Genomic DNA, 21,241 nt, shown 5'->3' on the forward strand with positions numbered 1-21,241 from the left:
AAAAAGGTTTCAGCTTACTATAAGCTGAAACCTTTTTTATTACTTATGTAATTGTGATGCGATAACTTCCTGTGTATGCTTCGTTAATTCTTTAATATCCATATTCGCATACTCTTCAGGTGTAATCGGCTTAGAAATTGTTACTGTTGCATGAGCTGACTTCATACGATTTCCATTCGCTTCAAACATCTTATATGTACCATCTAACGTTACAGGTAAAATTGCTACACCTGATTTTACTGCAAGATGGAAACTACCAGCCTTAAACTCTCCAACTTCGCCACCTTTACTTCTCGTTCCTTCTGGGAAAATTACGATAGAATGTCCATTCTTTAATAGTTCGATTCCATCTTTAATTGCTTTAAGAGATTGACGACGATCGCTACGATCCATAAATACACAATTCATAAGTTCCATCCAAGTTGGTACAACTGGGAACTTTTTAATCTCTGCCTTTGACACGAATCCAATTGGTTTATTTAAGTAACCTAGTAAAACAGGGATATCCATATTACTTTGGTGATTACTTACAACTAGTACCGGCTTGTCTTTCGGAACATTTTCAAGCCCTTTCACTTCTACTGTCCCTCCAGCTACACGTACCATTTTCTTACCAAACCAATTTGTCGTTTTATACACAGCATTATCTTTTTCTTTTGGCGCCATCGTATTTACTTGTCTTTTAAGACGCCACATTCTCGGTGTAATCGCAATTACAATTAAAATTAAATAAAAGATTTTAAAAAACGTTTGAATCATACAGAACCCCCACCTATTATCATTCCGACCTTCATTATACTAGACAAACGAAGGAAAAAGAAGAAAAAAAGTCCAAACAGCAAGTGTTTGGACTTTTTAAGCATTCTATATTAGAAACGTTTTGCTAATTCACGAGCATTAGCAATTGCCGCTTCTTTAATTTCTTGTGCTTTTTCAGGGTTTGCATTCATACCCTCAACTGCAATATAATCAGTATCATTTACACCGACAAATCCTAATACAGTTTTTAAATGATTGCGTCCGAAGTCTACAGCTGCGTATGCTCCTTCAGAATATACGCCACCTGTTGCTTGAATGTGAAGTGCTTTTTTACCTTCTAATAAGCCGACTGGACCATTTTCAGTATATTTGAATGTTTTACCTGCGATTGCTACGTTATCTAAGTATGCTTTTACTACTGGTGGATAGCTAAAGTTCCACATTGGAGTTACGAATACATAACGATCTGCATGCATAAATGTTTCTAAGTTTGTGTTCATTGCTGCTACTTTTTGTTGTTGAGCTTCCGTTAAAGTTTCAAAGCCTTCACCTGCTGCAAATTTACCCCAAGCAGCAAATACATCTGCATCGATTGCTGGTACAGTAGTATTGAATAGATCAATTGTTACAACTTCGTCTTGTGGATGCTCGTTTTTATAAGCCTCGATGAAAGCTTCCCCTACTGCCATTCCGAAAGAACCTTCTGCTGAATTTGGATTTGCTGTGATAAATAGTACTTTTGTCATTGTATTCTCTCCCTTTTTTCTTTTTATCTTCAATTCAAGATTTGTTTTTTAAAAGTTAATAACTTACCTTATGTAAGTATAATACAAAAAGTTTTATTCAATGTCAATAAAAAATAGCTACTTTTTTTTCGTAAGTTAATGATTTATTTTGTTTCTCTAAAATTTAGTATACAGATATTAAGACTTCTCATACAAAAAGGCTACCTCTATAAATTATAGAGATAGCCTTTTATTACATATTATTTTTGAAAAACATGTTTTACTTTTTCAGCTGGAATGTTACTTCCACCTCTACCTTTTACATCTTCAATCATCATTGTAATGACCATATCTGGCGAATTCAAATCAAATACAGCGAACCAGCCTAGTTCTTTTCCTTCGGCTTCTTTAGATACTTTTAATTCCGCTGTACCTGTTTTTCCAGCAAGAGTCATTCCATCAATCTTAGCAATTTTCCCTGTACCATCCGGATCATTAATTACTTTCGTCATAGCAGTTTTTAATATATCCTGATTTCCTTTAGAAATTACATTTTCTTTCCAAGCTTTTGGTTGTTTATCTGTTTTAATAATATACGGTGATGGAATCGTTCCATCATTTACAATTGGCGCATACGTTAAAGCTAAATGAAGAGGAGTCATTAATACTTGTCCTTGTCCATATCCTGTATCTGCCATTTGAATATCATTTTTAATACCGTCATTTGCAATTTTAGAAGCAGGGAATCCATATTCAATTGGTAGTTTCTCATCGAATCCGAATTTTTTCGCTTCACTCATAAACTTGTCTTTTCCGATTTTCAAAGCTTCTTGTGCGAAGTAAATATTATCCGAGTATTTCATCGCCTTATCAAAATCAATCGGATTTGCATCTTTCACACGCGTTACATAATAATTACCCCAAGAAGAATCTTTTGTCCATTTTAATCCTTCAATTTTCAACTCTTCTTTTGGATCGATTGTTTTCGTTTCAAGACCAATTGCAGCTGTAATTGGTTTAAATACAGAACCTGGTACCGATAATTGTGTAAAGCGATTCGTCATCGGTTTTTTCGGATCATTATTCCAAGCTTCGCGTTGCGCTTTCGATGTTCCTCGTGCAATTAAATTAGGATCATATGCTGGACTACTTACTAGTGCAATTGTTTCTCCACTTTTCGGATTGATTGCTGCACTTGAACCAGCTTCGCCCTTCATTTCATTATACGTTTTTTCTTGAACAGCACTATCAATAGTTAAAGTTACATTTTCTCCATCAACAGCATCTGTTTTTGCCAAGTTTTTAATTTCTTTTCCTTGCGCATCTTCTACAAAGACACGGCCACCTTTTTTACCGCGTAGCTTTTCCTCTAATACTTGCTCTAAACCAGCTTTACCAACTGGGTCATCAGCTTGATAGCCTTTCTTTTGTAGCGTTTTTAAATCTTCAGCATTTACCTTTCCAATATAACCAGTCAGATGAGCTGCCGCTTCCCCTAACGGATATGTACGAACATTTACAGGTTTTGTTGAAACACCTGGTAAATCAATGTACGTATTTTGCGTTGCCCCTTCAGGCAAAATTCCAATTGGTACGAGATACCCTGGTTTTACCCATTTAGCAGCTAATTTTTGATCAATTTCTTCTACAGACATATTTAATAACTTCGCTACTGTTTCTTTCGTTTGCGGAGCAGTATCGCCTAACTTTTCAGGAATCAATCCGATTTCAGAAGCTTTCCCATTTGTTGCAAGACCTTTTCCATTACGATCGTATATTTCACCACGTTTTGGCTGTGTTGTCTGCATACGCACTTTACTATCTTTCGTCATGCCAGGGAAAATAAAATCAGGAGTCCAATCTATTTTCCAAGATTCTTTATCTCCATCTTTTTCTTTCACCATTTTTGCTTCATGGCCAAAAGTAATTTTACCACCAACTGTATCCATGCTTACTTTAAAAGGAACAGGGCCTTCATCTTTTTTATCTTCTTTTACTTCCCCTGTTTCTACCTTTAAGTCTTTCACTTCGATACCAGAATAAATTTTTTCATATTTCTCAGTAAATTCTTTCTTTGAAATATCTTTTTTTGCATTTTTTGATAGTTGATCATACATATCTGCAAATTTTTGTTTATTCCACGCTTTTACATATGTATCAAACGCTTCTTGTGGTTTTTCTTCTTTACCACATCCAACTAACATGAATGTTAAGCAAAGAAAAAGAATCCCCCATATCTTTCTCAATCGATTCTCCTCCTCTTTCTATATTAGTACTTTTGAAAATTTTAGCATTTTTACATGCTACCTATCATTATAGCACTATCGAATCTCATCTATAAACTTATATTGGTGAATATAAATAAAAAGATTGATGCGAATTCTCACATCAATCTTCTTTATTATTGTTGTTTCTCATATACGTGGTAATAATACGTATACGGGTTTTTTTCATCTGTTAAACCTTTTTCTACAAAAATCTCTTTCCAATTTGTCATATCCATTTCTGGGAAGAATGTATCTCCTTCAAATGCATAATGAATTTTTGTTATATACAACTTGTCTACGTATGGTAAAAAGAGATCGTAAATTTGCGCTCCGCCAAAAATAAAAATCTCTTCTTCATTTTTACATAGTTCGAATACTTCTTCTACAGAATGAACAACTTCACATCCTTCAACGTGATATCCTTCATTACGTGTTACAATAATATTACGTCTTCCAGGCAGCGGTCTACCAATCGCTTCATAGTTCTTTCTTCCCATAATAAGCGGGTGACCCATCGTTGTTTTCTTCACGTATTGTAATTCACTCGGTAAACGCCAAGGTAAATTATTATCTTTACCAATTACTCTATTTTCGTCCATTGCGACCATAAATGAAACAATCATTTTTTCATCTCCTCTACAATTATACTGCAACCGGTGCTTTAATTGCTGGATGCGGATCGTATCCTTCAATCGTTAAATCTTCCATTTCAAAATCGAAAACAGATTTCACATCTGGATTTAATGTAAGTTTCGGGAACGGACGTGGTTCACGTGCCAATTGCTTTTCTACTTGTTCAAAATGATTTGTATAAATGTGTGCATCACCAATTGTATGAACAAATTCCCCTACTTCAAGACCACATTCGTGTGCAATTAAATGTGTTAGTAGTGAATAACTTGCGATGTTAAATGGTATTCCAAGGAATATGTCACCACTTCTTTGATATAGCTGACAAGAAAGCTTTCCGTCCGCTACATAAAACTGGAATAATGTATGACAAGGGGGTAATGCCATACTTGGTACGTCTTCAGGATTCCAAGCAGAAACGATTAAACGACGTGAGTCTGGTGTTTTTTTAATCATTTCAATTACATCTTTTAATTGATCAAGTGTCTCACCAGCTGTCGTTTTCCAAGCTCGCCACTGTTTACCGTAAACGTCTCCTAAATAACCATATTTATTTGAGAAATCATCATCTTCTAAAACGTTCTTTTTAAACAATTCCATCTGCTCATCGTACTGTACTTTAAATTCTTCATCTTGTTGTGAGCGAAGACCAAAATCCGTCATGTCAGGACCAGTATACTCATCACTTTCTACCCAGCTCTTAAACGCCCATTCATTCCAAATATTATTATTATGCTGCAATAAATAGCGAATATTTGTATCACCTTTCATAAACCAAAGTAGTTCACTTGCTACAAGGCGAAATGGTACTCTTTTTGTCGTTAATAAAGGAAATCCTTTACTCAAATCAAAACGCATTTGATATCCAAATACAGATACAGTTCCTGTCCCTGTACGATCTTCTTTCTTCGTACCATGTTCCATTACATGGCGGCATAAATTTAAGTATTCATTTTCAGCATGTTTCATATGTAGGAAAACCTTCTTTCAATCGTATATGCAATTTATCATAACATGAAAAATGGTAAATTTAATAATCCTAATTAATAAAATTTCTTCCGCTAATTCTTACAAAATTATTAACTTTCCAAATTTAAAAAGGTTTTCATTTTCTATTACCGAAAGTATAGTGCGGTAGAACAAAATTTATATTTGGAGGTTAGAAGTATGTCTAAAATTGAAACGCCTGTTATGACTTCTTTACAAACAGCGGTTGAAAAAATGATGAAGGATTTAAATGTTCCTGGTGCTGCTGTAGCTGTTATAAAAGACGGTGAAGTTATTATTTCAGAAGGTTTCGGCTATCGTAATATAGAAACAAAAGAGGCTGTTACACCGAATACTCGATTCGCAATCGGTTCCTCAACGAAAGCGTTTGGCACACTTTCATTAAGCTTGTTAGCACAGCAAAAAAAGTTTAATTGGGATACCCCTATCCAGTCTTATATACCTAACTTTACTTTATCTGAACTACTTGCTAGCTCACAAGTTACAGGACGAGATTTAGCTTCTCATCGAACTGGAGTGAGTCGTCATGAGGCTCTTTGGTACAGTTCTTCGTTATCTCGAAAAGATCTCGTTGAAAAAATAAAACATTTACCACTTGATGCACCGTTCCGGACTGCATTTCTATATAACAACTTAATGTATGCAACAATTAGCTACATTGTTGAAAACATTACAAATCAAACGTGGGAGCAATACACTACAGAACATATTTTAGAACCTTTAAATATGAGACATACAAACTTCTCTGTTAACGATTCACAAACTACAGATGATTATGCTTTACCTTACATTGAAAATGACGGTGAAATAAAAGCAGTTCCATTCCGCAACATCGATACAGTCGGCGCTGCTGGGTGTATTAATTCTACAATTGAAGATATGGCAAATTGGGTACTTCTCCACTTAAATGAAGGAAAATTTGGAGATCATGAATTAATCTCCTCTGAATTATTACAACAAATGTATACACCACACAATTCAATTCCAGACCAACCGGTTTTATCACTCCCTGAATCTCCATTAAATAGTTACGGCCTTGGTTGGTTTATTAGCGCTTATCGTGATAAAAAAGTGATTCATCATGGCGGTAATATCGATGGATTTTCAGCGCTTGTTTCATTCATACCAACAGAAAACATAGGCCTTGTCATTTTAACGAATGCTGGAGGAACATTACTTCCTACTTATCTGGCTAATCAAATTTATGATGAATTACTTGAATTTGAATCCATTGATTGGCATAAACGTGCTGTAGAAGATACTGAAAAAATGAAGGAAATGATGAAAGAAGCAACTGAATCCCTCCCTGAACAAATTAAAGGGACTACACCTTCGCACAAGTTAGAGGACTATACTGGTACTTTTGAACATCCTGCATATGGAACATTACAAGTATACAAACGCGATGATTCGTTATATGTACAATTTATGGAAATGGATATTCAATTAGGGCATCATCATTACGACATCTTCTCTGCAAAAGTTGACTTATTCCAAATGAAAATGAGTTTATTATTCGCTTATGAAATGAATATAAGAGGTGAATTCCCATCCCTTCAGTTACATGTACCAGCCACATTAAGTACTCAGCCACTTACATTTAAGAAAATTAAATAAGTATTTTGATGGTAAAAAATAAAGGTAGGTGCGAATCACACCTACCTTTTCTATTTCATATCAATCTTATCTGGTTGAAACCAACTTGGTTTTGATAACTCAAAGTTTTTATGATCTTCCAATACAATATGAAGACGCTCTAACATATCATCCAACATATGTGGTGCTGCTCTTAATGTCCAGACAACTGATGAGAAAACTGTCATGCCAACGTACACCGCATATAATTTCCAGAACTCCTCTGGTATTCTCCTATTAAAGTATCCTTCTATTTGTCCGATTGAATACGGAATACTAATGTCCCTTGCAAATAGTGCAATTTTCACGAAATCATGCAGTGGATCGCCCCAGTCATAACCATTAAAATCAACTACACCTACATATTTCCCATCCCGTACAATTATATTTTCTAAATGAAAATCATCGTGTTGAAATCGATTTGGGCGATCCTTTACATACATTTCATTTTCATCTATAAACTTAATAATCTTATCATCATTTTTTATTTTTATTCCGCATGTTTTGTATGCTTCTACATATTTACTATGTTTTTTCATTGCTCTTTCATGCCATGGAAGTATATCATTAGGAGCTTCATATGTATGCATTTTTGCTAAATCTTTTCCTGCCTCTATGCCAATATCATATTGTTCTTTTGGTGAATACGTAGGCAATAGCTTCTTCGCATCTTCCCCTTCTAAATATGAAAAAATACTATAGCATACACCTTCTTCCAATATACCTATTTCAATTGGCCTTTGTACCTGTACGTTACGTTTTACCATTTCATTTAAAATTTGAAACTCTATTTTCTTTCTTTCATACTCTTTTATATCTCCTGTCCGAAATAAATATTTTTCATTATTTGCATTCGTAATTACATATTTCTTATCTGGAGAGAAACCTTTAGAAATTTCTTCAATATTCGCTGCATCTTTTACAATTTGTATATTGTTTTGCCGTGCTGTAATTATCTTCATATCTATTCCCCTTATATTTCTGCATTTGGTGTATAGGCTACTTCTACAATAAATCCATTCGGATCGTAAAAATCAATCGTATAGTACCCTTCTGAATAATGATTCATTTCAATTAGACTACGTATTACCTTCACTTTCGTACTAGAAAGAAAATCTACTACTTCATCAACTACTTCTCTATGAATAGCTTGATAACAAATATGTCTAGGACCTAACGTCCTTACGATTTCCTCATCTACTTCTTTAAATTATATTTCACTTTCTCCCGTGCTATATGCTACTTCATTTAATCTTCTCCATCCAATTATTGAAAACAGCTTACTATAAAAAGAAATGGATTCCTCTAAATTTGCTACTCAAAATTCAATATGATGAATACACTCCTTGTACTACTTGCACAATTTCCATCGGCTTATGAACCATATAATCGGGTGCGTCTTTTTTCACTGTTTCAATAACATCATATCCCCAAGATACCCAAATTACATTCACCCCAGCCTTTTTACAAGCTGCTACATCTCGCTGTTCATCACCAATGTATAACATATCTTGCTCTGTTATCTTTTTCGATTTTAAAAATCTTTTTATCATTTTATCTTTACCAAACAAATTTTTAGAACAATACACTTCTTGAATATTTTCGATACCATTATTGTGCAAAAACGCCCGAATATGCTCTTCTGAGTTAGATGATATGACCGCAATACCGTATCCTGTTTTATGTAGTTCATCTAATACATCCTTCATCCCATGAAATAAAACAAGATTTTTTATAGCAGGCTGATACAATTTATAAAATTCCAAAGCTAATATCGGTAATTTATACAGTGGTACATCGAGTTGTTTACATCTCTCTGTCATCGTTAATTTACGTAAATGTTCAATTTCGTCTTCCTTTACTGCTTTATACCCATGTTTTTCAGCAAGTTGATTATAAATCGGTACAAATATATTTTGTGAATCTACTAATGTGCCATCAAAGTCAAAAACAATATATTTTTGCATCTCCATACTCCTTTTGCTTCTTTTTTCTAAACCTATGTTATTCAACAACATAGTTGTCTGTCCCTTCTATAAAAATAAAAAAGAACAAGATTTTCTCTTGTTCTTTTTAAGACAACCATTTCGGCGGTACATTCGTATTCCAATAAATATTTCCTAACTCATGATGTCCAGAGTATCCATCATCAAAACGGTGATAATGGAAATTAAAATAATAACCATCTTGCGGCGGATGATCTCTTCTTACATGGAAACGCAATAAATCATTTCCTGATTTCGTATCGTAGACGTGAAAAATCTTTTCATTATTTCCACCAGCTGGTTTTTGAGAAATCGCTAATGATTGTAGTGAATCTTCTGGTACATCACTAGCAAGCTCAGCAATTGCCTCTTCAATTTTCGGTAATATTACATCTTTAAACTCATCTTCAATTACTGGACCAATTTTAGTACCAAACTTTTGCATCGACTGCTTTTCTGCTTCTTGCATTGCATAAGTAATAAAAGTATCGGTGGTTAACCTGTCATTCGTTTCTTCATATGTATAGGACGTGCTCTCCAAACTTTGTTGCCCAGCTGTGCTCGTAGGCTTGTCCGCAGCTTTGGCATTATCAAGTAATATGGAAGGAGGCGTCACTAAACCAAATGTAAATACGGTAATTAATGCGACTAAGGTTTTTCTAAACCAATTTGGCATTTATGTTCCCTCCCCTTTCACTCATTATTTTTTTATATAACGGTGGTTTCTTCTATTATACAAAATGATTGTAATTTTTGCACTTTACAATTTTGTTAACGTTCACATATTTTTCACTTGAATATGAAATTGTAAGGTTTCATACAATAAAAATACAACAATAATAAGGAGGCGATCAGATGACTTTAGATGTCATGTATTCCGCCGTAAGCATACTCGTTTTAGTATATTTTATTTATCAATGTGTTACAGACTAGAAAAAGAGCCGTCAATGGCTCTTTTTTAATGGTAAAAATACAATCCATACAATTAATAAAATAAAAATAATGCCACCAATCACAGCTGGCAATAAATAAAACTGGGCAAGTATAACTATTCCATACAAAAGTATTGCTGGTAGTAGTAAATAACGATTTGCCTTCCATCTTAACAAAAGTAAGTTCCCTTCATCACAATATAAATGAAGAAACATCTTATTCGTAAATTCATTCCAATAATCACGTGCATAGCGAGAAATTGCAACTACAGCAAATACGAGAACAATAGCTGCAATCCACCTAGGAGTCATAATTATACTTGCAGTACTGATACATACAATTTGAATATAAAATATTCGTGCAGTACTTGTACGGAAAAATTCTTTCAAAAAAGATTCGACAATACGAGAATCAGCTTTTTTTCCTAAAAGTCTTTTAGAGTACGGAAACATCCACGGTTTTTTATTCGAACTACTCGGTTTAGCCGCATGACCACCAACTTGCATAATTCCGCTCGTCCAGCGCATGCTTTCCTCCTTTTCTTTCTCAATTTCTTTAAAAAAGAACTTTTTATAATTCATTTTCGCTTTTACTAATACACTACTTAAGAAAATTACTAAACCGATAAATAGAATTGAATAAAATGGATTTTTATAAATAAAAAATAAACTAATTCCAAAAAAGGACACACTCATAGAAAATACTACATTTTTTACAATCCATAAAACCCATCGTTTCTCCGCATGTACATGAATAAATCTCGTTAACAACGACATCATAAATCGAAATATAGTAAAGAATACCCAAAATAATAGGACTTGTATCTCTGTTACTCCGATACTTTTCATCAACACCGGTAACATAATAACGACTAATATTATATTCGTTATCGCTATTCGAACAAATGTGTACATCATGCCATACTGGACTAATTTTTGCATATGTGTTGCATACGAAATTAAAAATAAACTATCCGCTTGCTCAAAAAATGAACGAACTCCTCTCGGATATGTTACTAGATAAAATGCGAGTAATCCTAATCCGAAATAAATCGTCTCTTCCGTTGATAATTCATTTATCCATAGTGACCTATAATAGATTCCCATAAATATAAGTGCTGGTATAATAATATATAATGCGACTGTCCAATCTGTTACCGAACGTATAGACTTCCACTTCCGCTGAAGCTCATGGCGTAATCTTTTATAAAATTGTTGTTTAATCATGTTGTTCACGCCTTACGATTACATCAAAGCAGTCTAGTAATGAGCTACCCGGCATTTCCGCTAACATTTGAATAGATTCTAAATGTCCATCTGCGACTAATGTACCTTGTGAAATGAGTAAAAATCTTTCACAAATTTTTTCAGCAGTATCCAATACGTGCGTACAAAGTAAAATTCCTGCTCCGCGCTCTTTTTCTTTATATAAATAACTTAAAAACTCTTTCGTAGCTACTGGATCTAAACCGATAAAGGGTTCATCAATGATATAAAAATCTGGCTCAGTTAAAAACGCCAATATTAGCATCGATTTTTGTTTCATACCTTTTGAAAACTTTGATAAATACTCATGTTTATGCTTATCCATTCGAAAAGTATGTAATAATTGTTCCGCTCGTTCTTCCCAGCTTCCCATTTCACTTCCACGAGCAGCCATTAATAATTCAATATGTTCCCAGAGCGTCAAGTAATCATAGTATGTTGGATGTTCTGGCACGTATGCATACGGATTTTTCTTTTCACCGAATGATATTTCACCGTCCATATTTACAAGTAATCCGAGCATCGTTTTTATCGTCGTACTCTTCCCAGCACCATTTGCTCCAATAAGAGCAACTAGTTCACCTTTTTCGATAGAAAAAGCTATATCATGAATTGTTTTTTCGCCTATTTCATATCCGGCTGAGCGGATATTTACTTCTAACATGCATTTCCCCTCTTTCCATTTCCAATACAATCAAGGAAAAGAATAACATATAACTATCTATATATCATTATAAAATATTTATTTTCATAGCAGGAAAAAACATTTTTTAACAGAATATTAAATGTTTGATTACATTTTATTGGGGTGGATAATATGTCTTTTCAAATTCGTGAAGCAACGATAGATGATATAGACGCACTTTGTTCTTTAACGAAAGAATTAAAAGGTTCCTCTATTTCCTATGAAGATATGAACAATCGATTACAATTCGTACAAATGAGTCCGTTTGATTTTTTATATGTTTACGAGGAAGAAGAAGCTATATTTGGATTACTTGGATTTCGTATACGTGAAAATTTAGAAGATGTAACACGTTATGGAGAGATTTCAATTATTAGCGTCGATTCTAACATACGACGGAAAGGCATTGGACAAGTATTGATGGATTATGCAGAGCAATTAGCAAAGAAACATAATTGCATTGGCACATGGCTAGTTAGTGGAACAAAAAGAGTAGAAGCTCATCCTTTTTACAAAAAATTAGGATATGCAGTAAATGGCTACCGATTTGTAAAACATTTTTAAACTACTTATAATTGAAGGGACTATAACTATGACAAACATTAAAGCAATTTTCATTGATCGTGACGGTACAATTGGTGGTGACACTACAATACATTATCCAGGATCTTTTACATTATTTCCATTCACAAAAACATTCTTGCAAAAACTAAAAGCTAAAAATATAAAAATTTTCTCTTTCACAAATCAACCTGGTATCGCAGATGGAATAGCAACTGTAGCCGATTTTGTACAAGAATTAGAAGGCTTCGGTTTTGATGATATTTATGTATGTCCTCATAAACACGGTGATGGTTGTGAATGCCGTAAACCAAGTACAGGCATGCTGCTTAAAGCAGCAAAAAAACATGGGCTTGATTTAACACAATGTGCTGTAGTTGGTGATCGCTGGACTGATATTGTTGCAGGAGCAAAAGTAAATGCAACTACGATTCTAGTCCGAACAGGCGCTGGGTATGATGCTTTGCATACGTACCGAGACAAATGGGCACATATTGAACCAAACTACATTGCAGATAACTTTGAAGATGCAACAAACTGGGTTTTAAATCAACTATAATACAAATGAAGATTTTGATGCACTCAAAATAATTTAAAACATAGTTAAAATAGCCTTTTTGGCAAATAATTGTCTTCCACAAAACGGATTACCTCAAAAGGTAGCAAGTTCCCTTTTGATAAGCAAACATTGCAATTCAAATTTTATTTTTTATTAGTAACAGCAATTAACGTAAAGAAGGAATAGCTTAGTGGCTATCCCTTCTTTATTGACTTCTATTATTTACATTTGTTATCTTTTTTTATTGAGTATTCTCATCGTTTTTATACTCCAAAATATCCCCTGGCTGACACTCCAAAGCTTTACATATCGCTTCTAATGTTGAAAAACGAACCGCTTTTGCTTTCCCATTTTTCAAAATAGAAAGATTCGCCATCGTAATTCCAACCTTCTCCGAAAGTTCCGTTACACTCATCTTTCGTTTTGCTAACATGACGTCAATATTAATAATAATTGTCATATCCGCCACCTCAGACCGTCAAATCATTTTCTGATTTTATGTTAATTGCTTCTTGTAGAAGGCGTTGAAGAATAGCAGCAAAAACAGCGATAACGAGCGAAGCAAAAACGATAATAAGTCCCACTAACCCAATAGGAGGGTCCATTTTTTTCGCTATAAAATGAAAAAGTGGCAAACTTAATACATACAAACCACTGATTGTAATTGCACAGCGCTTTATATTCTTTAACGCCTTTACAGATAATTCCGAGAACGCTGTGTTCTCATCAATGTACTGTAAAAGATTGAAAGCCTGATAAAGAGCAACGTAAAAAGGCACAGCTGCTCCATACATCACAATGAAAACAAGATATTTCATCGGAGCAATATTAGGATACAAATTTGCTGCGAAATTCGCCATTTCCGGCACTAAAAATATGCATAAAGCAAGTACTGCAATTCCAACAAGAAAAATAATTACTTTTAAGAACGTTGTTGAACTTCGTTTAAGATTCATTTACAATACCTCATTTTTTTAATGATAACATAATTTTATCATATTGTTTATCGTTTAACAATAAATAAATATCGTTTTCGTCATGTTTAATTTAGGCAAAAATAAAAAAGAATTTCTCATTACAAAGAAATTCTTTTTCTTGAAAATGTCTCTTTCAACTTAATTTTTTAAAACGTTAATTCGTAATGGAAATAACGATTATCTCTCAAATAACCATTTTCAGCATATAATCGTTGTGCTGATAAATTATCAATCTCTGTTTGCAATTTTACACCTTTTGCTCCATTCTCTAATGCGTATTCTTTAGCAGCTTCTAATAATTTTTTACCTGTTCCGGCTCCACGCTTCGCCGCTTGTACAAATAAATCATTTAAAATCCATAATTCTTTCATTGAAATGGAAGAAAATGATGGATATAGTTGTGTGAACCCAATATATTCGCCGTCTTCAACTGCTACGAAAATAACGGACTCTTTTCTCTCAATTCGATTTCGTAAAAATACTTTTGCACCTTCTAAATCAGAATCCTGCCTATAAAACATGCGATAGTTATTAAAAACTGATGCTAGTCCATCTAAATCTGCAATTGTTGCCTCATATATTCTCATTTTACTCCATTCCCCTTCCAATACTGTCTCATTATATCCGTTGCCCATTTAGGCTGGTGTATTTCTTCTTTCGGCATAAACTCTTTCATTATTGGTTTTATATCCAATATAGGAGTACCATTAATAGCATCTAATCCCTCAACAATAATTGATTTACCTTCTCTTTTGATCACCTTTACAATTGTTACACCTATGCGATTCGGGCGATTTTTTCCGCGCTGTGCAAAAATACCTACTTCAGGATAATCTTTATTATTTCTAGGATGTCTAGCAAAATACTGAATTTGCTCGTCAGTTACTTTATGAAAATAAAAAACAACTTCAATATGGGAAAAATCTTCAATCCCTTGTATACTTTCTTCTGCATACATTTCAGTTAAAGTTATACGGGATCTTACTTCTCCCCACTCATCATCTTTTATTTCCTTTCTTTCATTATGTACAAATGCGATTGGTTGAACTGAAAACATACGCATTCCCCCTTAAATGTAACCACTTACATTATAAAATATTTTCTGAATGTTTTCCAGATATATGAATTAAGTTTACATAATATAATTATAATCTATTTATCTAGAGCTATCTTGACTGCTTCAATTGCATGTATATGAGTCGTATCAAATATCGGGACAGATACGTTTTCTTGCTTTATTAATAACCCTATTTCTGTACAACCTAATATGATTCCCTGTGCTCCTTTTTGCACTAACTCTTCGATGACTCTTTTATAATATTCTCTAGATTGAGATACTATTTTTCCTAAACATAATTCTGTATATATTACTTTATTTATTTCTTTTCTATTTTTTTCTGATGGTACTATTACTTTTATATCATGCTCTTCAATACGTGACTTATAGAAATCTTGCTCCATTGTATATTTAGTTCCAAGCAGACCAACCTTTTGAATGTCTTTTCTTTTAATTTCTTTTGCAGTTGCATCGGCAATATGTAAGACTGGAATATCAATTTTCTCCTTTATTTTTCCAACTACCTTATGCATTGTATTTGTACAAATGATTATAAAGTCTGCTCCTCCCTTCTGTAATGAATACGCCGCATTCGCTAAAACTTCACCTGCTCCATTCCAATCTCCTCTAGACTGGAATCTTTCAATCTCTTCAAAGTCCACACTATTAATCAAACATTTTGCTGAATGTAGCCCTCCTAATCTCTCTTTTATTTCTTCATTAATAATTCGATAATATTCAGAAGTTGATTCCCAACTCATACCACCTATAAGACCTATCGTTTTCATACAAACACCTACCTAAACTATTTTTATAAAACTAATAACAATGTTTTATTATGTATATTATACATAATAAAACAAGACTTTAAGTTTGGAATATAAAGTCTTGTTTTAACGGAAAATACGGAAATAATAAAGAATAATTCTACTTTCATTTCCAAGGAAATTTTTATAGAATATTCTGAAATTAATAATCTGATTTTTTTATGAATTCTTTATACTTATAATTAAAACACTCTCGATACAGCTCTTTGATTTCATCATATGATGGAACACGTGGGTTATTAGCTGGGCTACCACTTTCAATTGCATCTGATGCCATTTTAGAAATAGCATTTTCAAATTCAATTTCATCGATTCCGTATTCTTTTAAATTTGGAATACGAAGATCAAAGCAAAGTTTTTTTATTTCACCAAGCGTGTAGTCTGCTACTTCCTCATCAGAATTCGAATACAAATCCTTATTTAAACTACGTCCAATTTTTGCTAACCTTTTCATTGCACTTGTTTTTGTAAACTCTAACACTGTAGGTAATAGTATGGCATTTGATATTCCATGCGGTACATGAAATAATGCTCCCACTGGCCTTGACATTCCATGAACTAATGTAACTGATGCATTAGAAAATGCAATTCCAGCTTGTAAGGAAGCAATCATCATCGCTTCTCTTGCCTCCATATTACGTCCATCTTCATATGCTATACGTAAATATTTCATAATACTTTCAATAGCTGAAAGAGCAAGTACATCTGTAAGTGGTTGTGAAACTTTAGAAATATACGCTTCAATCGCATGACATAATGCATCTATTCCTGTTGCTGCCGTAATTTGTGTTGGTAATGAACTTGTCAAAACTGGATCTATAATTGCTACTTTCGGTATAAAACTAGGATGCTTCATCATCATTTTTACATCTGTTTTTTTATTCGTTATTACTGCTACACTTGTAACTTCCGATCCAGTACCAGAAGTTGTTGGAATTGCAATAAGTGGTAGTGGATTGTTTTCTATTTCAATATCCTTTTGGACATAATCCTCAACTTCTCCACCATTTGTATATAAAACCGCTACTGCTTTCGCAGCATCAATACAACTTCCACCACCAATACCGATAATAAAATCACACTTTTCCTCTTTACAAAGAGATAACGCTTCTAACACGTGTATATTTGTAGGCTCAGCATCTACTTTATTATATGTACTAACAGTAATACTTTTCTTATTTAGTTGTTGTATACACTTTTCAACATATCCTAATTTCTCCATAATTGTATCAGTAACTATAAAAGCTCTTTTCCCTAACTTTTTTGATTGTTCCCCCAGTTTTTCAAGCGAATTCCTTCCATATAATACCGACTTTGGCATACGAAACTCAGAAACTTCTTGCAAGTACTCCACCCCTTCTTATCCTAATTAATATTTTATGATATAAATTATCGATTTGATGAATCTTTACGATTCGAATTTTTAATAGAGTCCTGTTAAAGTATAGAACGCGATAACTAAAAATACAGCAACCGTTTTCAAAATTGTGATAGCAAATATATCTTTATAGGACTGTTTATGTGTTAATCCTGTTACTGTAAGAATAGTAATAATAGCCCCGTTATGCGGTAGTGTATCCATTCCTCCTGATGCCATTGATACGATACGGTGCATAACTTCTAATGGAATATCAAATTGATTGGCCGCTGCAATAAATTTATCTCCCATTGCGCTTAATACTATTCCCATACCTCCTGATGCAGAGCCTGTAATTCCAGCTAAAATATTCGTCGTTACTGCACCATTCACTAACGGATTTGTGAAAGTAGCAGAGATACCATCTCTCATAATTGCGAAGCCTGGAAGTGCTGCAATGACACCACCGAATCCAAACTCAGCTCCTGTATTCATCGTTGCAAGTAGTGCTCCACCAATACTTGTATTCAATCCAGCTTGGAAACCTGTTACTACTCGCTTCCAATATAATAATAACGTTGTTAAGATCCCTATAATAAGTGCCAATTCTACAGACCAAATTCCTACTACTGCACTTAATTCTACTTTTCCAAATGCTTTCATACCAATTGCAGAAAAATCAAAACCGCTTGGATACCACTTCGGTATCATAATAGTAAACACTTTATTCATTACACCTACTAAAATAAGTGGTATAAATGCAATAAGTTGTTGTGCTCTTGTGATTTCAATGTTATTAATTAATGGCATATTTTTTTGTTCTAATTGCAAAGATGCTGCCATTTCAGTATTTCCGTCATTAAAACCAAAATATCCTTCACCTGCCGCTTTTGCCTTCTTACGTCTACTCTCTAAATATAGTAAACCTAATGTAAGAACAAAAATTGCTCCTACAATCCCAAGTATCGGTGCAGCATAAATATCCGTTTTAAAAAATGTTGTAGGTATTACATTTTGAATTTGTGGTGATCCAGGTAGTGCATCCATTGTAAACGTTACTGCTCCAAGAACAATCGTTCCAGGGATTAAACGTTTTGGAATATTAGCTTGTCGAAACAACTTAGCTGCGAACGGATAAACAGCAAACACTACTACATACACACTAACACCACTATACGTTAAAATAGCCCCCATTAATACAATCGCTAATATAGTACGTTTTTCACCGACTAACTCAATAATCGTTTTTGCAATAGAATCCGCAATTCCTGACATTTCCACTACTTTTCCAAATATTGCTCCTAATAAAAACACAGGAAAATATAGCTTTATAAAACCAACCATTTTCTCCATAAAGATATTAGAAAAGAAAGGTAATACATAACTAGGTTCTGTCAAAAATACTGCAAATAATGCAAATATCGGTGCGAATAAAATAACAGAAAAGCCTCTGTATGCTACGAACATAAGTAAACTTAGTGCTAATAATATAATAACTAACTCCAATTTTACCCCTCCATTAAACAGAATATTCTAAAATTTATTGATAAACTTCTACTAATCTTTTAATTCTGACATCCCTCCTCTTATTCATACAATTTTTTCATGCTAAAAATGTCTAATTATAAATATTCGATTACATATGAAAAATCCCTTTAAACAGAAACGAATTCCTCATCATACGTTATAAAGGGATTGCTAGTATCTATATTTACTAATTTATTAAACTTTTTTCTACACAAAAATGATACAGTTCTTCAACATCTTTCACTATGTAAGTCGCACTAACTTCAGTCAGTTCTTTCTCACAGCCATAGCCATATAAAACACCAATTGAAGCAATTCCATTTTGATTCGCACCTATTATATCGTGCTTTCTATCACCGATCATTATCATTTCTTCTTTATTTAGTTCTTCATTTGTTTGTAAAATATGAGCAATTATTTCATCTTTTTTTATTCTTGTACCATCTAAATTACTTCCAATGATATCTTCGAAATAATTCGTCAATTGAAAATGCTCTATAACTTGTTTCGCAAATACAGTGGGCTTTGAAGTTGCTACAAATATGCGATTCCCTGAACTTTTTAATTGTTGCAAGAGCTTCAGAATCCCCTCATATACATTATTTTCAAACAATCCACGCTGCTTTAAATACTCACGGAAGTAAAAAACAGCACGTTCAAGCTCTCCTTCACTCATATTATATCTCTCTATGAATGATTGCTGAATAGGAGGACCTATAAATGAATCTAACTCACTTACATGTACTTCTTCAATTCCTACTTTTTTTAATGCATATAAAACCGAGTTTACAATCCCTTCTTTCGGATCCGTTAAAGTTCCATCTAAATCAAATAGAAATGTTTTATACATGTTTCATTCCTCCACTTAATTTGCTGTATAAATAACTGCTAACATCTCTTCCACTTCTCCCTATTATACTATCATTATCTATTTTTTCGAAAAATCAATTTCCATATGTCACATACTTTCAGTTACAAAATACGATAGATATGATACAGTAAAAAAGTTACAATTATTTTAATAGAAACTGGTGAAACAAATGTCAATTACGTTAATTTTTATAATGGCTTTCACAATTGTGATCCACGCAGTTGAAACAAGCTCTTATAGTATTCGATTAGCCGGGGTTCGTTTAAAGAAGATTGCTGTCGCATTATCCGTCGTAGGAATCGTATTACTCATTTCAAGAACATCAAACTTACTACAAGCCTTTTTACTTGGCGGGATTGTTGACGAAGCAAAACTAGATCCTTCTATTGATTTAGAGCATATTATACGTCTTGTACTATTATCTGCTTCTATCGGTACATTGCTTGCGATTATACTGTATCCAACTTTGACAAAACTATTTGGATATGTCATTCAAAACTTTGAAACAGACGGTTCTTTCATTCGAATGATGAAAACGAATAACATTCAAAAATTAAAGTACACAAAAAAATATGTCCGCTTTCCAAAGTTAGAAATGATTCATAGATTGCGTATCGGCGGTATTCCAAAGCGTATAATGCTTATTAACATGTTCGCTACTGCAATTTATACAGCGGGGGTTCTTTCCGCACTATATGCTTCTTTTTTAATTCCAGCTTTCGCAACAAAAGCCACTACAGCTTCTGGTCTTATTAATGGTTTTGCTACTATTTTATTAACAGTGCTACTAGATCCACGTATTGCTCTTTTAACAGAGCGAGCTCTTCAATCAGAAGAAGGTGCTGAAGCAATGAGTAAAATGTATGCTTGGCTAATGATTTCTAGACTTTTTGGTACATTACTAGCTCAACTGTTATTCATACCAGGTGCTTACTGGATTACATGGATTATAAAGCTTATGAATTAAATTTACTCTCTAAAAAAAAGCAGGTGAGATAACAAATGACTATACAAACAGAACAAGATATCATCCGCTTAATAGAAAACGACGAATGGATGATGAATGTATTACAAATGGCAAAATCACTAGAGTTACCTGATTGGTGGGTTTGTGCCGGCTTTGTTCGTTCTAAAATGTGGGATACTTTACATGACTATGAAGCTAAAACGGCTATGCCTGATGTTGATGTAATTTATTATGATAGTCTACATCAAGATGAGATATACGAACAATCATTAGAAACGAAATTAATGAATATTGATGCTACTATCCCTTGGTCTGTAAAAAATCAAGCTCGTATGCATGTAGTGAATAATATGCCACCATATTCTTCTTCTGTTGATGCTATTTCTAAATTTCCTGAAACAGCAACGGCTTTAGGAGTTACACTTGATAAACTAAACAACGTCATATTAACAGCCCCATGTGGTATTGAAGATGTCCTTTCCTTACAAGTGAGACCAACAGCTCATTTTCTTGAATCGAAAGAACGATTACATATGTACAAAAACAGAGTTATAAAAAAGAATTGGCAAAGTAAGTGGCCTAACATCACAATCACATATCCAGAAATATAGAAAGGGTGCCTCTCATTTATAGAAGCACCCTTTTC

The 21,241-nt window shown here is 33.6% G+C and carries 23 protein-coding genes and 1 pseudogene; 5 read left to right on the forward strand and 19 right to left on the reverse strand.

Features of this window, described 5'->3' with window-relative positions; all coding sequences use genetic code 11:
• Nucleotides 1–39: 39 nt before the first annotated feature.
• From ACS2FK_RS19355 to ACS2FK_RS19375, 5 genes are all read right to left on the reverse strand, one after another.
• Nucleotides 40–759: a lysophospholipid acyltransferase family protein gene (locus ACS2FK_RS19355; RefSeq protein ID WP_000616582.1), complete on the reverse strand. Its 720-nt coding sequence runs from the start codon at nt 757–759 to the stop codon at nt 40–42.
• Nucleotides 760–869: 110 nt separating this feature from the next.
• Complete coding sequence (locus ACS2FK_RS19360; RefSeq protein ID WP_000170028.1) at nt 870–1,505, reverse strand: FMN-dependent NADH-azoreductase; 636 nt, start codon at nt 1,503–1,505, stop codon at nt 870–872.
• Nucleotides 1,506–1,744: 239 nt separating this feature from the next.
• Entirely contained in the window at nt 1,745–3,730 is a 1,986-nt protein-coding gene (pbpC, locus tag ACS2FK_RS19365) for a penicillin-binding protein 3 (protein ID WP_063547153.1), read from the reverse strand.
• A gap of 155 nt (nt 3,731–3,885) precedes the next feature.
• Entirely contained in the window at nt 3,886–4,374 is a 489-nt protein-coding gene (locus ACS2FK_RS19370) for a dihydrofolate reductase (RefSeq protein WP_000637207.1), read from the reverse strand.
• A gap of 19 nt (nt 4,375–4,393) precedes the next feature.
• Nucleotides 4,394–5,350 (reverse strand): thymidylate synthase, encoded by a 957-nt coding sequence (locus ACS2FK_RS19375; RefSeq protein ID WP_000679600.1) that lies wholly within the window; start codon nt 5,348–5,350, stop codon nt 4,394–4,396.
• Between the two features lie 198 nt (nt 5,351–5,548).
• Here ACS2FK_RS19375 and ACS2FK_RS19380 point away from each other — a divergent pair, with 198 nt between their 5' ends.
• On the forward strand, nt 5,549–7,006 hold the full coding sequence (locus ACS2FK_RS19380; protein ID WP_063547152.1) for a serine hydrolase: 1,458 nt from the start codon (nt 5,549–5,551) through the stop codon (nt 7,004–7,006).
• A 50-nt stretch (nt 7,007–7,056) separates the two neighbouring features.
• Here the strand turns inward: ACS2FK_RS19380 and ACS2FK_RS19385 are convergent, their stop codons facing one another.
• The 6 genes and pseudogenes from ACS2FK_RS19385 to ACS2FK_RS19410 form a co-directional block, all read right to left on the reverse strand.
• Entirely contained in the window at nt 7,057–7,986 is a 930-nt protein-coding gene (locus ACS2FK_RS19385) for an aminoglycoside phosphotransferase family protein (RefSeq protein ID WP_000692075.1), read from the reverse strand.
• An 11-nt stretch (nt 7,987–7,997) separates the two neighbouring features.
• Nucleotides 7,998–8,321: pseudogene (locus ACS2FK_RS19390) on the reverse strand (topoisomerase IV).
• A gap of 28 nt (nt 8,322–8,349) precedes the next feature.
• On the reverse strand, nt 8,350–8,991 hold the full coding sequence (locus ACS2FK_RS19395) for an HAD family hydrolase (protein WP_001174995.1): 642 nt from the start codon (nt 8,989–8,991) through the stop codon (nt 8,350–8,352).
• A gap of 106 nt (nt 8,992–9,097) precedes the next feature.
• Nucleotides 9,098–9,685, reverse strand: coding sequence for a YpjP family protein (locus ACS2FK_RS19400; RefSeq protein WP_001134421.1), 588 nt, complete (start codon nt 9,683–9,685; stop codon nt 9,098–9,100).
• Between the two features lie 268 nt (nt 9,686–9,953).
• The gene (locus ACS2FK_RS19405) at nt 9,954–11,168 is read right to left on the reverse strand and encodes an ABC transporter permease (RefSeq protein WP_000595455.1); all 1,215 of its coding nucleotides are present in this window, start codon (nt 11,166–11,168) and stop codon (nt 9,954–9,956) included.
• Entirely contained in the window at nt 11,161–11,871 is a 711-nt protein-coding gene (locus ACS2FK_RS19410; RefSeq protein WP_000895234.1) for an ABC transporter ATP-binding protein, read from the reverse strand. The genes ACS2FK_RS19405 and ACS2FK_RS19410 overlap by 8 nt, the downstream gene beginning before the upstream one ends.
• 153 nt (nt 11,872–12,024) lie before the next feature.
• Between ACS2FK_RS19410 and ACS2FK_RS19415 the strand changes: the two genes are divergently transcribed.
• Both ACS2FK_RS19415 and ACS2FK_RS19420 read left to right on the forward strand, forming a co-directional pair.
• A complete protein-coding gene (locus ACS2FK_RS19415) occupies nt 12,025–12,456 on the forward strand; it encodes a GNAT family N-acetyltransferase (RefSeq protein ID WP_000009775.1) in 432 nt (143 codons plus the stop codon).
• 28 nt (nt 12,457–12,484) lie between these two features.
• Complete coding sequence (locus ACS2FK_RS19420; RefSeq protein WP_063547151.1) at nt 12,485–13,012, forward strand: HAD-IIIA family hydrolase; 528 nt, start codon at nt 12,485–12,487, stop codon at nt 13,010–13,012.
• 241 nt (nt 13,013–13,253) lie between these two features.
• Here the strand turns inward: ACS2FK_RS19420 and ACS2FK_RS19425 are convergent, their stop codons facing one another.
• The 8 genes from ACS2FK_RS19425 to ACS2FK_RS19460 form a co-directional block, all read right to left on the reverse strand.
• Nucleotides 13,254–13,472: a helix-turn-helix domain-containing protein gene (locus tag ACS2FK_RS19425; RefSeq protein WP_000152534.1), complete on the reverse strand. Its 219-nt coding sequence runs from the start codon at nt 13,470–13,472 to the stop codon at nt 13,254–13,256.
• A 10-nt stretch (nt 13,473–13,482) separates the two neighbouring features.
• Nucleotides 13,483–13,968 carry a DUF2975 domain-containing protein gene (locus tag ACS2FK_RS19430; RefSeq protein WP_023521825.1) on the reverse strand — a complete coding sequence of 162 codons (486 nt, stop codon included), beginning with the start codon at nt 13,966–13,968 and terminating at the stop codon, nt 13,483–13,485.
• A gap of 167 nt (nt 13,969–14,135) precedes the next feature.
• On the reverse strand, nt 14,136–14,576 hold the full coding sequence (locus tag ACS2FK_RS19435; protein ID WP_023521824.1) for a GNAT family N-acetyltransferase: 441 nt from the start codon (nt 14,574–14,576) through the stop codon (nt 14,136–14,138).
• On the reverse strand, nt 14,573–15,046 hold the full coding sequence (locus ACS2FK_RS19440) for an SAM-dependent methyltransferase (RefSeq protein ID WP_000493252.1): 474 nt from the start codon (nt 15,044–15,046) through the stop codon (nt 14,573–14,575). The genes ACS2FK_RS19435 and ACS2FK_RS19440 overlap by 4 nt, the downstream gene beginning before the upstream one ends.
• Before the next feature lie 95 nt (nt 15,047–15,141).
• The gene (locus ACS2FK_RS19445) at nt 15,142–15,834 is read right to left on the reverse strand and encodes an aspartate/glutamate racemase family protein (protein ID WP_000848576.1); all 693 of its coding nucleotides are present in this window, start codon (nt 15,832–15,834) and stop codon (nt 15,142–15,144) included.
• 181 nt (nt 15,835–16,015) lie between these two features.
• A complete protein-coding gene (locus tag ACS2FK_RS19450; RefSeq protein WP_001158667.1) occupies nt 16,016–17,218 on the reverse strand; it encodes an iron-containing alcohol dehydrogenase in 1,203 nt (400 codons plus the stop codon).
• Between the two features lie 78 nt (nt 17,219–17,296).
• Nucleotides 17,297–18,736 carry a GntP family permease gene (locus ACS2FK_RS19455; RefSeq protein ID WP_000424326.1) on the reverse strand — a complete coding sequence of 480 codons (1,440 nt, stop codon included), beginning with the start codon at nt 18,734–18,736 and terminating at the stop codon, nt 17,297–17,299.
• Nucleotides 18,737–18,944: 208 nt separating this feature from the next.
• Nucleotides 18,945–19,607, reverse strand: a complete 663-nt coding sequence (locus ACS2FK_RS19460; RefSeq protein ID WP_000278491.1) for an HAD family hydrolase — start codon at nt 19,605–19,607, stop codon at nt 18,945–18,947.
• Nucleotides 19,608–19,797: 190 nt separating this feature from the next.
• Between ACS2FK_RS19460 and ACS2FK_RS19465 the strand changes: the two genes are divergently transcribed.
• Both ACS2FK_RS19465 and ACS2FK_RS19470 read left to right on the forward strand, forming a co-directional pair.
• On the forward strand, nt 19,798–20,595 hold the full coding sequence (locus tag ACS2FK_RS19465) for a lipid II flippase Amj family protein (protein WP_000028911.1): 798 nt from the start codon (nt 19,798–19,800) through the stop codon (nt 20,593–20,595).
• A gap of 35 nt (nt 20,596–20,630) precedes the next feature.
• Complete coding sequence (locus tag ACS2FK_RS19470) at nt 20,631–21,206, forward strand: nucleotidyltransferase family protein (RefSeq protein ID WP_063547150.1); 576 nt, start codon at nt 20,631–20,633, stop codon at nt 21,204–21,206.
• The last annotated feature ends 35 nt before the right edge of the window (nt 21,207–21,241 follow it).

The organism is Bacillus cereus group sp. BceL220 (assembly GCF_051776965.1).
Taxonomy (GTDB): domain Bacteria; phylum Bacillota; class Bacilli; order Bacillales; family Bacillaceae_G; genus Bacillus_A; species Bacillus_A cereus.

Excerpts from the sequence above, each read along its gene's own strand:
- ACS2FK_RS19420 (WP_063547151.1), top strand. The coding sequence starts at position 12,485 with ATGACAAACATTAAAGCAATTTTCATTGATCGTGACGGTACAATTGGT.
- ACS2FK_RS19395 (WP_001174995.1), bottom strand. The coding sequence starts at position 8,991 with ATGCAAAAATATATTGTTTTTGACTTTGATGGCACATTAGTAGATTCA.
- ACS2FK_RS19445 (WP_000848576.1), bottom strand. The coding sequence starts at position 15,834 with ATGAAAACGATAGGTCTTATAGGTGGTATGAGTTGGGAATCAACTTCT.
- ACS2FK_RS19400 (WP_001134421.1), bottom strand. The coding sequence starts at position 9,685 with ATGCCAAATTGGTTTAGAAAAACCTTAGTCGCATTAATTACCGTATTT.
- ACS2FK_RS19410 (WP_000895234.1), bottom strand. The coding sequence starts at position 11,871 with ATGTTAGAAGTAAATATCCGCTCAGCCGGATATGAAATAGGCGAAAAA.
- ACS2FK_RS19435 (WP_023521824.1), bottom strand. The coding sequence starts at position 14,576 with ATGAGAATATATGAGGCAACAATTGCAGATTTAGATGGACTAGCATCA.
- ACS2FK_RS19470 (WP_063547150.1), top strand. The coding sequence starts at position 20,631 with ATGACTATACAAACAGAACAAGATATCATCCGCTTAATAGAAAACGAC.
- ACS2FK_RS19440 (WP_000493252.1), bottom strand. The coding sequence starts at position 15,046 with ATGTTTTCAGTTCAACCAATCGCATTTGTACATAATGAAAGAAAGGAA.
- ACS2FK_RS19385 (WP_000692075.1), bottom strand. The coding sequence starts at position 7,986 with ATGAAGATAATTACAGCACGGCAAAACAATATACAAATTGTAAAAGAT.
- ACS2FK_RS19370 (WP_000637207.1), bottom strand. The coding sequence starts at position 4,374 with ATGATTGTTTCATTTATGGTCGCAATGGACGAAAATAGAGTAATTGGT.
- ACS2FK_RS19415 (WP_000009775.1), top strand. The coding sequence starts at position 12,025 with ATGTCTTTTCAAATTCGTGAAGCAACGATAGATGATATAGACGCACTT.
- ACS2FK_RS19405 (WP_000595455.1), bottom strand. The coding sequence starts at position 11,168 with ATGATTAAACAACAATTTTATAAAAGATTACGCCATGAGCTTCAGCGG.
- ACS2FK_RS19430 (WP_023521825.1), bottom strand. The coding sequence starts at position 13,968 with ATGAATCTTAAACGAAGTTCAACAACGTTCTTAAAAGTAATTATTTTT.
- ACS2FK_RS19465 (WP_000028911.1), top strand. The coding sequence starts at position 19,798 with ATGTCAATTACGTTAATTTTTATAATGGCTTTCACAATTGTGATCCAC.
- ACS2FK_RS19375 (WP_000679600.1), bottom strand. The coding sequence starts at position 5,350 with ATGAAACATGCTGAAAATGAATACTTAAATTTATGCCGCCATGTAATG.
- ACS2FK_RS19425 (WP_000152534.1), bottom strand. The coding sequence starts at position 13,472 with ATGACAATTATTATTAATATTGACGTCATGTTAGCAAAACGAAAGATG.
- ACS2FK_RS19380 (WP_063547152.1), top strand. The coding sequence starts at position 5,549 with ATGTCTAAAATTGAAACGCCTGTTATGACTTCTTTACAAACAGCGGTT.
- ACS2FK_RS19460 (WP_000278491.1), bottom strand. The coding sequence starts at position 19,607 with ATGTATAAAACATTTCTATTTGATTTAGATGGAACTTTAACGGATCCG.
- ACS2FK_RS19360 (WP_000170028.1), bottom strand. The coding sequence starts at position 1,505 with ATGACAAAAGTACTATTTATCACAGCAAATCCAAATTCAGCAGAAGGT.
- ACS2FK_RS19355 (WP_000616582.1), bottom strand. The coding sequence starts at position 759 with ATGATTCAAACGTTTTTTAAAATCTTTTATTTAATTTTAATTGTAATT.